Here is a 12,712-nt window from a genome sequence, read left to right as displayed (position 1 = left end):
GAGGGTGCGCGCGGTGATCTTCGAGCGGGTGGTGCGGCCGGGGCTGTTCCGGATCGGGGCGGGGGACGCGGAGGTGGCGCACGAGTGGACGCTGCGTCGGCTGGCGGGACTGTCCCGCCGGCCGGCGGCGCTGGCCGCCCTGCGCGCCCGGTACGCCGTCCGGGCGCCGCGCACGGTGTTCGGCGTCGAGTTCCCCAATCCGGTGGGGCTCGCCGCCGGAATGGACAAGGACGGGGCGGCGCTGCCGGCCTGGCCGGCGCTGGGCTTCGGCTTCGTCGAGGTCGGCACGGTCACCGCGCACCCGCAGCCGGGCAACCCCCGGCCCCGGCTGTTCCGGCTGCCCGACAGCGAGGCCGTGGTCAACCGGATGGGCTTCAACAACGCCGGCGCCGAGGCCCTCGCGGCCCGGCTGGCGGCGCTGCCCCGCCCGCTCGGGGTGCCGCTGGGCATCTCGCTCGGCAAGTCCAAGGTGACCCCGCTGGACGGGGCCGTGGAGGACTACCTCGCCTCCTACCGGGCGCTGCGCGGGCACGGCGACTACTTCGCGGTCAACGTCTCCTCGCCGAACACCCCGGGCCTGCGCGCGTTGCAGGACCGGGCGCACCTGGACGCCCTGCTCGCCGCGCTGGTGGGGGAGAAGCCGGTGCTGGTGAAGATCGCCCCCGACCTCACCGAGCCGGCGATCGCCGAGCTGTTGGAGGTCTGCCTGGCCCGGGGCGCGGCGGGGGTGATCGCCACCAACACGACCCTGGCGCGCGACGGCCTCGCCCCGGCCGACCGGGAGCGCGGCGCGCAGGCGGGCGGCCTGTCCGGCCGGCCGCTGGCCGACCGGGCCCGCGAGGTGGTGTCGTTCGTGCACCGGGAGACCGGCGGGCGGCTGCCGGTCGTCGGCGTCGGCGGCATCCTCGACCCCGACGACGCCGCCCGGATGTTCGACGCGGGCGCCGCCCTGGTCCAGCTCTACACGGGCTTCATCTACCGCGGCCCGGCCCTGCCCCGGGCCGTCGCCCGCGCCACGGCCGCCGCCCCGGTACCGGCCCGGTGACCGCAGTACCCGTGATCTTGCACTTCCCGCCCCGGCCAATGCCTCATACCGGACGAAAAGGGGGCCACGAGTGCAAGATCGCGGGGCGATGACGAAGGAGCGCGCGTGACACCCGAGGAGATCCTGGCGGCCGACCGCCGGCACGTCTGGCACCCGTACGCGGCCCTGCCGCCGGCCAGCCCGCCCTACGTGGTGGAGGGCGCACAGGGCGTACGGCTGCGGCTGGCCGACGGCCGGGAGCTGGTCGACGGGATGTCGTCGTGGTGGGCGGCGATCCACGGCTACCGGCACCCCGCGCTCGACGCGGCGGTCACCGACCAGCTCGGGCGGATGAGCCACATGATGTTCGGGGGGCTCACCCACGAGCCCGCGGTCCGCCTGGCGGCCACCCTCGTCGAGCTGGCCCCGGACGGGCTGGAGCACGTCTTCCTGGCCGACTCCGGCTCGGTCGCCGTCGAGGTCGCCGTCAAGATGTGCCTGCAGTACCAACGCGCCACCGGCCGGCCGGAACGCCGCCGGCTGGGCACCTGGCGGGGCGGCTACCACGGCGACACGTTCCACCCGATGAGCGTCTGTGACCCCGAGGGCGGGATGCACCACCTCTGGGGCGACGTGCTGCCCCGGCAGGTCTTCGCCCCCGTCCCGCCCGCCGGCTTCGACACCCCGCCCGACGCCGCCTACGAGGCGGCCCTGGTCGAGGCGGTCGAGCGGCACGCCCACGAACTGGCGGCGGTCATCGTGGAGCCGGTCGTCCAGGGCGCCGGGGGCATGCGCTTCCACCACCCGCACTACCTGCGGGTGCTGCGCGAGGTCACCCGGGCGCACGGGGTGCTGCTGGTCTTCGACGAGATCGCCACCGGCTTCGGCCGGACGGGTGCCATGTTCGCCGCCGAGCACGCCGGGGTGGTGCCCGACGTGATGTGCGTGGGCAAGGCGCTCACCGGCGGCTACCTGACGCTGGCCGCCGCGCTCTGCACGGCGGAGGTCGCCCGGGGCATCTCCGCCGGCGGGGTGCTGGCGCACGGCCCGACGTTCATGGGCAACCCGCTGGCCTGCGCGGTCGCCAACGCGTCCCTGGGCCTGCTGCGGGCCGGGGACTGGGCGGGGCAGGTGTCGAGGGTGCAGGCGGGCCTGCGGGCCGGCCTGGAGCCGTTGCGGGGCGCGCCGGGGGTGCGCGACGTGCGGGTGCTCGGCGCGATCGGCGTGGTGCAGCTCGACCACGAGGTGGACCTCGCCGCCGCCACCGCCGCTGCGGTCGCCGAGGGCGTCTGGCTGCGGCCGTTCCGCGACCTGGTCTACACCATGCCGCCGTACGTCACCGACGACGCCGACCTGGCCCGGATCGCCGCCGGGGTCGCCGCCGCCGTGCGGGCCGGCTGAGCCGCCGGTCACGGTCCGGCGGGAGTACGCGGGCGGCGCGCGCCGCCCGCCGACGAGCGTGCCCCGGGCGGTGGACGCCCGGGCGAGGAGAGGGAGAGAACCGGATGGAGAGCTTCGGCGCCCGCCTGCACCGGGCCGTCACCGAGCGTGGGCCGCTCTGCGTCGGCATCGACCCGCACCCGGGGCTGCTGGCCCGCTGGGGGCTCGACGACGACGTCCGGGGGCTTGACCGGTTCGCCCGGACGGTCGCGGAAGCCCTCGGTGACCGGGTCGCGGTGGTCAAGCCCCAGTCGGCGTTTTTCGAACGGTTCGGCTCGCGCGGAGTGGCGATCCTAGAGTCAACTATCCGACAGTTACGTGAGGCCGGCTCGCTCGTTCTCCTCGACGTCAAGCGCGGCGACATCGGCTCGACCGTCGCCGCCTACGCCTCGGCGTACCTTGACCCATCCAGTCCGGTCCATGTCGACGCGGTGACGGCGAGCCCGTACCTCGGCGTCGGCTCGCTCGCCCCGATGTTCGAGCTGGCCGCCGAGCACGGCGGCGGGGTCTTCGTGCTGGCGCTCACCAGCAACCCCGAGGGCGCCGCCGTGCAGCGCGCCCGCACCGCCGACGGGCGGACCGTGGCGCAGACCGTCATCGACGAGATCTCCCAGCTCAACGCGGGTGCGGAGCCGCTCGGCAGCTTCGGCCTGGTGGTCGGCGCGACCATCGGCGACACCGGCCACGACCTGTCCCGGGTCAACGGCCCGCTGCTCGCCCCGGGCCTCGGGGCGCAGGGCGCCACCGCGGCGGATCTGCGCGTCGTCTTCGGCTCCAGCCTGCCCGCCGTGCTGCCCTCGTACTCCCGCGAGGTGCTGAACGCGGGCCCGGACGCGGCCGCGCTGCGGGCCGCCGCGGACCGGGCCCTGGCCGACTGCCGGGCTGCCCTGACCGCCGGCTGACTGACTGACGGCTCGGTCACTTTGCGATGATCATCGCGCGTCCACGTTGCCGAAAGCGTCGTTGGCCGCTAGTTTTCCCGGCGCTGGGAACCACGGACCCCTTGGTTCACAGCGACACCACGTTTCACAGATGCGGCGTGGCGTCCCGCCCGTCGCGATAGGGACCTGAGGAGAACTGGTGCCGCTCCCGTCACTGACCCCGGAACAGCGCGCTGCCGCGCTGGAGAAGGCCGCGGAGATCCGCAAGGCCCGTGCTGAGCTGAAGGAGCAGCTCAAGCAGGGCAAGACCACCCTCGGAGCCGTCCTCGAGCGCGCCGAGTCCGACGACGTCGTCGGCAAGCTCAAGGTCTCCGCCGTGCTGCAGGCGATGCCGGGTATCGGCAAGATCCGGGCCACCCAGATCATGGAGAAGCTCAAGATCGCCGACAGCCGTCGCCTGCGTGGCCTCGGCGAGCAGCAGCGCAAGGCACTGCTTGGGGAGTTCGCCGCCAACTGAGGCTGGCAGCGTGTAGAAACAAGCAGTGAGCACGGATGACGAGGCGCGCCCGGCGGCTCGGCTCACTGTCCTGGCCGGACCTGAGGGTTCGGGCACGGAGAGTGTCGTCGAGCGCGTCCGGGCGCGTTCTCCGTCCGTGTGGGTCCCGGTGCCGGCCACCACGCGCCCCCGTCGGGAGGGCGAGCTGGACGGGGTGGACCGCCTCTTCCTGACCCCGGCGGAGTTCGACCGCATGGTCGCGGCGGGGGAGCTGCTGGAGTGGAGCCGGGCCGGGCCCCACCGGCGCGGCACGCCGGGCGGGCCGGTGCGGGCCCGGCTGGCCGCCGGGCAGCCGGTGCTGCTCGGCCTCGACCTCGCCGGCGCGCTGCTGGTCCGGGCGGCGCTGCCCGACGCCCGGCTGGTACTGCTGCACCCGCCCGGCATCCTCCCCCCGGCGGGCACCCTGGCGGCGTTCGACCACACCGTCGCGCACGACCTCACCGATCGGGTCGTCGAGGAGCTGGTAGGCTTGTCCGGTTCTTCTTTCCTGGCTCCGGCGCGACCGCATCTGCGCGGTTGACCGCCAGCACCGCTGCGTGCGGTGCGATAGACGCAGAGGTTAATTCGTGGGATCCATCGCAAACCCCGAAGGCATCACCAACCCGCCGATCGACGAGCTCCTCGAGAAGACGACGTCGAAGTACGCGCTGGTCATCTTCGCCGCCAAGCGCGCGCGCCAGGTCAACGCCTACTACAGCCAGCTCGGTGAGGGCCTGCTGGAGTACGTCGGCCCGCTGGTCGAGACCACCCCGCAGGAGAAGCCGCTCTCCATCGCCATGCGCGAGATCAACGCGGGCCTGCTCACCGCCGAGCCGACCGACCAGCCGTAACCCGCCCCGCGCCGATGTCCCCCCGGATCGTCCTCGGGGTCGGCGGCGGTATCGCCGCCTACAAGGCGTGCGAGCTGCTGCGACTCTTCACCGAGTCGGGTCACCGGGTCCGGGTCGTGCCGACCGCGTCGGCGCTCCGCTTCGTCGGGGCGCCGACCTGGGCGGCGCTCTCCGGCCAGCCGGTCGCCGACGACGTCTGGTCCGACGTGCACGAGGTGCCGCACGTCCGGCTCGGCCAGCAGGCCGACCTCGTCGTGGTCGCGCCGGCCACCGCCGACCTGTTCGCCAAGGCCGCCCACGGCCTCGCCGACGACCTGCTGACCAACACGCTGCTCACCGCCCGCTGCCCGGTCGTGCTGGCCCCGGCCATGCACACCGAGATGTGGGAGCACCCCGCCACCGTCGCCAACGTCGCGACGCTGCGCTCCCGGGGCGTCCGGGTGGTCGAGCCCGCCGTCGGCCGGCTCACCGGGGCCGACACCGGCAAGGGTCGGCTGCCCGACCCGGCGGAGATCTTCGCGGTCGCCCGCCGGGCCCTGGCCCGGGGCGTCGCCGCCCCCGCCGACCTGGCCGGGCGGCACGTGGTGGTGACCGCCGGCGGCACCCGCGAGCCCCTCGACCCGGTCCGTTTCCTGGGCAACCGCTCCTCCGGCAAGCAGGGCTACGCCTTCGCCCGCTGCGCCGTCGCCCGCGGCGCCCGGGTCACCCTGATCTCGGCCAACGTCTCGCTGCCCGACCCGGCGGGCGTCGACCTGCTCCGGGTCGGCACCACCGCCGAGCTGCGCGAGGCCACGCTCGCGGCGGCCGCCGGGGCCGACGTGGTGGTGATGGCGGCGGCTCCCGCCGATTTCCGCCCGGCGACCTACGCACCTGGCAAAATCAAGAAGTCGGACGACGGCGACGCGCCCACCATCGCGCTCGTCACCAACCCGGACATCGCCGCCGAACTGGGCCAGCGCCGTCGCCCGGAGCAGGTGCTGGTGGTGTTCGCCGCGGAGACCGGCGACGCCGAGGCCAACGGCCGGGCCAAGCTCGCCCGCAAACGGGCGGACCTCATCGTCATCAACGAGGTCGGCACCGACAAGGTCTTCGGCGCCGACACCAACGCGGCGACCGTCATCGGCGCGGACGGGTCGGTCAGCCGGCTGCCCGAACAGTCCAAGGAGGACCTCGCCGACGCCGTCTGGGACCTCGTGGCGGCCCGGTTGCCCGACCGTTCCTGACGGCTGGAACCGAGCATGACCGAAGGCCCCCGGCGCACGCGCGGATGACTAGACTTCCGCGGAACGACTTATCCACAAGCTAGGAGTGCCGTGACACGCCGCCTCTTCACTTCCGAATCGGTCACGGAAGGCCACCCGGACAAGATCGCCGACCAGATCAGCGACGGCATTCTCGACGCCCTGCTCGCCGAGGACCCGCGCAGCCGGGTCGCGGTCGAGACCTTGATCACCACCGGCCAGGTGCACATCGCCGGCGAGGTGACCACCAAGGCGTACGCCGACATCCCGACCATTGTCCGTCGGACCATCCTCGACATCGGCTACGACTCGTCGAAGAAGGGCTTCGACGGCGCTTCCTGTGGCGTCAACGTCTCCATCGGCGCCCAGTCGGCGGACATCGCCCAGGGCGTCGACAACGCCTTCGAGCTGCGTACCGGGGCCTCGGAGAGCGCGCTGGACGCCCAGGGCGCCGGCGACCAGGGCATGATGTTCGGGTTCGCCTGCTCGGAGACGCCCGAGCTGATGCCGCTGCCGATCGCGCTGGCGCACCGGCTGGCCCGCCGGCTGTCGCAGGTGCGCAAGGACGGCACCATCCCCTACCTGCGCCCGGACGGCAAGACCCAGGTCACCATCGAGTACGAGGGGCTGCGCCCGGTCCGGCTCAACACGGTGGTCGTCTCCAGCCAGCACGCCGCGGACATCTCGCTGGACTCGCTGCTCACCCCCGACGTGCGCGAGCACGTCATCGCCCCGGAGCTGGAGAGCCTCGGCCTGGACACCGAGGGCTACCGGCTGCTGGTCAACCCGACCGGCCGGTTCGAGATCGGCGGGCCGATGGGCGACGCCGGCCTGACCGGACGCAAGATCATCGTCGACACCTACGGCGGTTACGCCCGGCACGGCGGCGGCGCGTTCTCCGGCAAGGACCCGTCGAAGGTCGACCGCTCGGCGGCGTACGCGACCCGCTGGGTGGCCAAGAACGTGGTCGCCGCCGGCCTGGCCGAACGGTGCGAGGTGCAGGTCGCCTACGCGATCGGCAAGGCCCACCCGGTCAGCCTCTTCGTCGAGACGTTCGGCACCGAGACCGTGCCGGTCGCCTCGATCGAGCAGGCCGTCACCGAGGTCTTCGACCTGCGGCCTGCGGCCATCATCCGCGACCTCAACCTGCTCCGCCCGATCTACCAGCAGACCGCCGCGTACGGCCACTTCGGCCGTGAGCTGCCGGACCTGACCTGGGAGAGCACCGACCGGGCCGCCGACCTCAAGTCGGCCGCGGGAGCCTGACCGGCACCAGGCGCAGCGACCGGCGACCCGCTGCGGGGTCGCCGGTCGCTCGCGTCTGCGTCGACCTGCCCCTGGCCCACCTGGACCGTCCGTTCGACTACCTCGTCCCCGCCGAGCTGGACGCCGACGCGGTTCCCGGCACGCGGGTGAAGGTCCGCTTCGCGGGGCAGCTCGTCGACGGCTGGCTGCTGGAACGGGCCGACGACTCGGGGCACACCGGCCGGCTGGCGTACCTGGAGAAGGTCGTCTCGCCGGAGCCGGTGCTCGCCCCGGAGGTCGCCCGGCTGGCCCGGGCGGTCGCCGACCGCTACGCCGGCAGCCTCGCCGACGTGCTCCGCCTCGCCGTACCGCCCCGGCACGCCCGGGTGGAGAAGGACGTCCGCGCCCGCGACGCTCCCGTGCCGGCCGGGGACGCGGCCGTGCCCGCCGGGGACGCCCGCGTGCCGGGCGGGGACGTTCCTGTGCCCGCCGGGGACGCGACCGTGCCGGCCGGGGACGCGGCGGTGTCCGCCGAAGGCGCGGCCGTGTCCGGCGGAGACGCCGCGGCGCCGGAGGGCGGCCCCACGGCGTCCGGCGGAGGCTCCCGCGCGCCGGGCGAAGGTCCCGCCGAGGTCGCCGTGCCCGAGGTCGCGGTGCCGGTGGACGCCCCGGCGGGCGCCGGGCCGGTGGTCGGGCCCGGTCCGGAGGCCTGGCGGGACTACCCGGCCGGGCCGGCCCTGCTCCGGGCGTTGGCCGCCGGGCGGGCACCCCGCGCGGTCTGGTCGGCGCTGCCCGGGGAGGACTGGCCCGCCCGGTACGCCGAGGCCGTCGCCGCGACCGTCGCCGGCGGCCGGGGCGCGGTGGTGGTGGTCGCCGACAACCGCGACCTGGATCGCCTCGACGCCGCCCTGCACGCCACCCTGGGTCCGGGGCGGCACGTCTGCCTCTCCGCCGCCCTCGGCCCCGCCCGGCGCTACCGGGCGTTCCTCGCCGCCCGGCGCGGCGACGTGCCCGTGGTGGTCGGCACCCGCGCCGCGATGTTCGCCCCGGTCGCCCGCCTCGGCCTGGTGGCGATCTGGGACGACGGCGACGACCTGCACGCCGAGCCCCGGGCCCCCTACCCGCACGCCCGGGAGGTGCTGCTCACCCGTGCCCAGCTCGGCGACGCCGCCGCCCTGGTCGGCGGGTTCACCCGCACGGCCGAGGCGCAGCTGCTGGTGGAGACCGGGTGGGCCCGCGAGGTGGTGGCCGACCGGGCCACCCTGCGGGCCCGGATGCCGGCGATCGCGCCCACCGGCGACGACCCGCAGCTGGCCCGGGACCCCGGGGCGGCCACCGCCCGGCTGCCCAGCCTGGCCTGGACCACCGCCCGCGAGGCGATCCGGGCCGACCTGCCGGTGCTGGTCCAGGTGCCCCGCCGCGGCTACCTGCCCTCGGTTGCCTGCGCCGAGTGCCGGACCCCGGCCCGGTGCCCGCACTGCGCCGGGCCGCTCGCGCTGCCCTCGGCCGAGGGCAGCCCGGCCTGCCGGTGGTGCGGGCGGGTCGCCGCCGCGTACGCCTGCCCCGAGTGCGGCGGGCGGCGGCTGCGGGCCTCCGTCACCGGCGCCCGGCGCACGGCCGAGGAACTGGGGCGGGCCTTCCCCGGCGTGCCGGTGCGCACCTCCGGCCGTGAGGAGGTGCTCGCCACCGTGCCCGGCGGCGCCGGCCTGGTCATCGCCACCCCCGGCGCCGAGCCGGTCGCCGAGGGCGGCTTCGGCGCGGTGCTGCTGCTGGACTCCTGGGCCCTGCTCACCCGGGCCGACCTGCGGGCGGGGGAGGAGGCGCTGCGCCGCTGGCTGGCCGCCGCCGCGCTGGCCCGCCCCGCGGCCGGCGGCGGCCGGGTGGTGGTGGTCGCCGACGGCGCCCTCGCCCCGGTGCAGGCGCTGCTGCGCTGGGACGCCGCCTGGTTCGCCGCCCGGGAGCTGGCCGAGCGGCGGGAGCTGGGCTTCCCGCCGGCGGTGCGGATGGCCAGCGTGACCGGCCTGCCGGCGGCGGTGGCCGACCTGCTGGCCGAGGCCCGGCTCCCGGCAGAGGCCGAGCTGCTCGGGCCGGTGCCGGCCGACGGGGAGCGGGAGCGGATGCTGGTCCGGGTGCCCCGGGCCCGGGCGGCCGCGCTGGCCGGTGCGCTGCACTCGGCGGCCGGGGTGCGCACGGCGCGCAAGGCCGTCGACCCGGTCCGTCTCCAGGTGGACCCGCTCAGCCTCTTCTGACCCGGGCGACACCCGCGCCGCCCGTGACCACGGCCCCGGGCCGCCGGTGATCCGTCGCCACGCCCGGGCCGCCGGTGATCCGTCGCCACGCCCGGGCCGCCGGTGATCCGTCGCCACGGCCGCGCCGCCCGCAGTGGGCCGCCCGTGATCCGCCGCACGGTCCCGCCGTTCCGGGCGCGTGACCGGCCCGCCGTCGCACGCCAGGTACGGCGGACGGCCCACGAGCGGGTGATAGCATCGCCCGTCATGCCCGGGCGTACGACGGCTCCAGGTCGCGGCGCGGCGTCAGACGCGCCGAGCTGGAGTTGTCGCAGGATCGCGCGACGATGGCGGGAGCGCGTCGGTTCGGCGCGATGTCGATGATGTCAATCAGCCGGTGATCAGGGGTGGGCCAGTCGTGACCGTTCGTCAGTCGATCGTCTTCAATGGTGACCTCGGCAGCGGCAAGAGCACCGTCTCGGTGGAGATCGCCAAGCGGCTCGGCCTGCGCCGGGTCAGCGTCGGTGACCTCTACCGGCAGATGGCGCAGGAGCGGCAGATGACCGCGCTGCAGCTCAACCTGCACGCCGAGCTGGACCAGGCCGTCGACGGCTACGTCGACCAGCTCCAGCGGGACATCGCCGCCTCGGGCGAGCGGCTGGTCATGGACTCCCGGCTGGCCTGGCACTTCTTCACCGACGCGCTCAAGGTGCACATGATCACCGAGCCGGGCGAGGCGGCCCGCCGGGTGCTCGCCCGCCCCTCCGGCCCGGCCGAGAGCTACACGTCGCTGGAGGAAGCCACGGCCAAGCTGCGGGAGCGCAGCGAGAGCGAGCGGGGCCGGTTCATCGTCCGCTACGGAGTGGACAAGGCGCGGCTGCGCAACTACGACCTGATCTGCGACACCACCCGCGCCTCCGCGGACGAGGTCATCGAGCACATCGTCGACGCGTACGAGGGCCGGCTGTGCGCGGACGTGCTGCGCGACGCCCCGCCGCTGCTGCTGCTCGACCCGGCCCGGGTCTACCCGACCGAGGACATCGCCGCCCTGCGCGGCCTGTGGGACTCGGAGTTCGTCGGCGACGTCGCCGCGGCCGGCGACGAGGCGCTGGAGCCGCTGCGGATCGGCTACACGGGGGAGTACTTCTTCGTCGTCGACGGGCACCGCCGGCTCAGCGCCGCCCTGCAGAACGGCTTCCGCCTGGTGCCGGCCCAACTCGTCGCCGAGGTCGACGAGCCGGTGGCCGGCGGGATGAGCGCGGTGGACTACTTCGCCGCCCAGGCCCGGCCGACCCTGATCCACGACTGGGAGGCCGCCCACAAGATCGAGCTGCCGCTGCCCGAGCACGCCCTGCTCGGCGGGGGCACGGTGCTGGCCGGGGAGCCGGGCGCCGGCGCCTGATCCGCCCGGTCGGCGGCACCTCAGCACCGGCGGGACAGCCGGCTGTTCCGCGAGCGCCCGCGCGCCGACCGGACGTACGAGCGGCTGCGTGGTGATCATCGACACCGAACCGGCGGCGGCGCAACGCGGTACGCCGCCCGGGACGGCTCCCGGCACTCCGTAGACTGGTACGGCACCACGTCGTCCAGCCGAAGGAGCCACGCCGAGTGACCGTCCAGCCCATCCGTCTGTTCGGGGATCCGGTGCTGCGCACGCCGGCCGATCCGGTGGTCGACTTCGACGTCGAGCTGCGCAAGCTCATCGCGGACCTGACCGACACGATGCGCGAGCAGAACGGCGCCGGCCTCGCCGCGCCGCAGCTCGGTGTGGGCCTGCGGGTGTTCACCTTCGACGTCGACGACGTGCTGGGCCACCTGGTCAACCCGGTGCTGGAGTTTCCCGACGCCGAGGAGCAGGACGGGCCGGAGGGCTGCCTGTCCATTCCGGGCCTCTACTTCGACACCAAGCGCCGGCAGAACGTGATCGCCAAGGGCTTCAACGGCTACGGCGACCCGTTGCAGATCGTCGGCACCGGCCTGATGGCGCGTTGCGTGCAGCACGAGACGGACCACCTCGACGGGGTGCTCTTCGTGGACCGGCTGGACCCGGCCGGCCGCAAGGAGGCGATGAAGGCGATCCGCCAGGCGGAGTGGTACGACCCGGCCGCCCCGCCGACGGTGAAGCTCAACCCGCACACCTCCAGCAGCCCCTTCGGCCTGGGTCGGTGAGCCGCCCGTGCGCGTGATCTTCGCCGGCACACCGGCCGTCGCCGTACCTGCCCTGGCCGCCGTGGCGGCCTCCCGCCACGAGCTGGTCGCCGTGGTCACCCGCCCCGACGCGCCCGCCGGGCGGGGGCGCGGGCTGTCCCGGTCCCCCGTCGGGGCGTGGGCCGACGAGCACGGGATCGAGGTGCTCACCCCGGCCCGCCCGCGCGAGCCGGAGTTCCTGGACCGGCTGCGCGAGCTGGCCCCGGACTGCGTCCCCGTGGTGGCCTACGGCGCGCTGGTGCCGCCGGCCGCCCTGGAGATCCCCCGGCACGGGTGGATCAACCTGCACTTCTCCCTGCTGCCCGCGTGGCGCGGGGCCGCGCCCGTCCAGCACGCCGTGCTGCACGGCGACGAGCTGACCGGGGCCAGCGTCTTCCAACTGGAGGAGGGCCTCGACACGGGGCCGGTCTACGGCACGCTCACCGACGAGATCCGCCCGGCCGACACCTCCGGCGACCTGCTGGAGCGGCTCGCCCACTCCGGTGCGGGCCTGCTGGTGGCCGTCCTCGACGCGATCGCCGACGGCACCGCCCGGGCCGAGCCGCAGCCCGCCGACGGGGTGTCCCTGGCGCCGAAGCTGACCGTGGAGGACGCCCGGGTGCGCTGGTCCGACCCGGCGTTCGCGGTGGACCGGCGGATCCGGGCCTGCACGCCGGCGCCCGGGCCGTGGACGACGTTCCGGGGCGAGCGGGTCAAGCTCGGCCCGGTCGCTCCGGTGGCCGACGGCCCCGAGCTGAAGCCGGGCGAGCTGCTGGTGGAGAAGTCCCGGGTGCTGGCCGGCACGGCCACCGTCCCGGTGCGGCTCGGCGAGGTGCGGGCCGCGGGCAAGCGGGCGATGGCGGCGACCGACTGGGCGCGCGGCGCCCGGGTGGCCGCAGGGGAGGAACTCGCGTGACGGACCCCGAACGGCCCTCCGGCGACCGTTTCCCGGCGGAGCGACGCGGTGAGCGGTCCGGCGGCCCCGGGCGCGGCGATCTCCGGCATCGGCCTGCACACCCCCGCCTCAGTGCACTACGGCACCGCCGGCGACGTGCACGGCCAGCGGCAGGCCACCCTCGA

General features: G+C 75.3%; 12 protein-coding genes. All 12 read left to right on the top strand.

Annotation, left to right across the window (positions count from 1 at the left end; genetic code table 11):
- The first annotated feature begins 13 nt into the window (after positions 1 to 13).
- Positions 14 to 1,045, top strand: a complete 1,032-nt coding sequence (locus tag AB0G14_RS25390; RefSeq protein ID WP_357701398.1) for a quinone-dependent dihydroorotate dehydrogenase — start codon at positions 14 to 16, stop codon at positions 1,043 to 1,045.
- 105 nt (positions 1,046 to 1,150) lie between these two features.
- Positions 1,151 to 2,425, top strand: a complete 1,275-nt coding sequence (locus AB0G14_RS25385) for an adenosylmethionine--8-amino-7-oxononanoate transaminase (protein ID WP_357701396.1) — start codon at positions 1,151 to 1,153, stop codon at positions 2,423 to 2,425.
- Between the two features lie 104 nt (positions 2,426 to 2,529).
- Positions 2,530 to 3,366: an orotidine-5'-phosphate decarboxylase gene (gene pyrF, locus AB0G14_RS25380; RefSeq protein ID WP_357701394.1), complete on the top strand. Its 837-nt coding sequence runs from the start codon at positions 2,530 to 2,532 to the stop codon at positions 3,364 to 3,366.
- A 178-nt stretch (positions 3,367 to 3,544) separates the two neighbouring features.
- Complete coding sequence (mihF, locus tag AB0G14_RS25375) at positions 3,545 to 3,862, top strand: integration host factor, actinobacterial type (RefSeq protein WP_007458370.1); 318 nt, start codon at positions 3,545 to 3,547, stop codon at positions 3,860 to 3,862.
- A gap of 25 nt (positions 3,863 to 3,887) precedes the next feature.
- Positions 3,888 to 4,421, top strand: a complete 534-nt coding sequence (locus AB0G14_RS25370; protein ID WP_357701392.1) for a guanylate kinase — start codon at positions 3,888 to 3,890, stop codon at positions 4,419 to 4,421.
- A gap of 46 nt (positions 4,422 to 4,467) precedes the next feature.
- Complete coding sequence (gene rpoZ / locus AB0G14_RS25365; protein ID WP_007075826.1) at positions 4,468 to 4,731, top strand: DNA-directed RNA polymerase subunit omega; 264 nt, start codon at positions 4,468 to 4,470, stop codon at positions 4,729 to 4,731.
- Between the two features lie 14 nt (positions 4,732 to 4,745).
- Positions 4,746 to 5,954 carry a bifunctional phosphopantothenoylcysteine decarboxylase/phosphopantothenate--cysteine ligase CoaBC gene (gene coaBC, locus AB0G14_RS25360; RefSeq protein ID WP_357701390.1) on the top strand — a complete coding sequence of 403 codons (1,209 nt, stop codon included), beginning with the start codon at positions 4,746 to 4,748 and terminating at the stop codon, positions 5,952 to 5,954.
- A 90-nt stretch (positions 5,955 to 6,044) separates the two neighbouring features.
- Positions 6,045 to 7,238 (top strand): methionine adenosyltransferase, encoded by a 1,194-nt coding sequence (gene metK, locus AB0G14_RS25355; RefSeq protein ID WP_350708937.1) that lies wholly within the window; start codon positions 6,045 to 6,047, stop codon positions 7,236 to 7,238.
- A gap of 65 nt (positions 7,239 to 7,303) precedes the next feature.
- Positions 7,304 to 9,466, top strand: coding sequence for a primosomal protein N' (locus AB0G14_RS25350; protein ID WP_357701452.1), 2,163 nt, complete (start codon positions 7,304 to 7,306; stop codon positions 9,464 to 9,466).
- A gap of 397 nt (positions 9,467 to 9,863) precedes the next feature.
- The gene (locus tag AB0G14_RS25345; protein ID WP_357701387.1) at positions 9,864 to 10,847 is read left to right on the top strand and encodes an AAA family ATPase; all 984 of its coding nucleotides are present in this window, start codon (positions 9,864 to 9,866) and stop codon (positions 10,845 to 10,847) included.
- A gap of 206 nt (positions 10,848 to 11,053) precedes the next feature.
- Positions 11,054 to 11,614, top strand: coding sequence for a peptide deformylase (def, locus tag AB0G14_RS25340; RefSeq protein WP_350708933.1), 561 nt, complete (start codon positions 11,054 to 11,056; stop codon positions 11,612 to 11,614).
- A gap of 7 nt (positions 11,615 to 11,621) precedes the next feature.
- Positions 11,622 to 12,548 carry a methionyl-tRNA formyltransferase gene (gene fmt / locus AB0G14_RS25335; protein WP_350708931.1) on the top strand — a complete coding sequence of 309 codons (927 nt, stop codon included), beginning with the start codon at positions 11,622 to 11,624 and terminating at the stop codon, positions 12,546 to 12,548.
- Positions 12,549 to 12,712 lie beyond the last annotated feature (164 nt).

The sequence above is a fragment of the Micromonospora sp. NPDC023814 genome, from assembly GCF_040639595.1.
Lineage (GTDB): Bacteria > Actinomycetota > Actinomycetes > Mycobacteriales > Micromonosporaceae > Micromonospora.
Note: the sequence above shows the minus strand (reverse complement) of the source record. Positions and strands in the feature narration are given on the sequence as shown.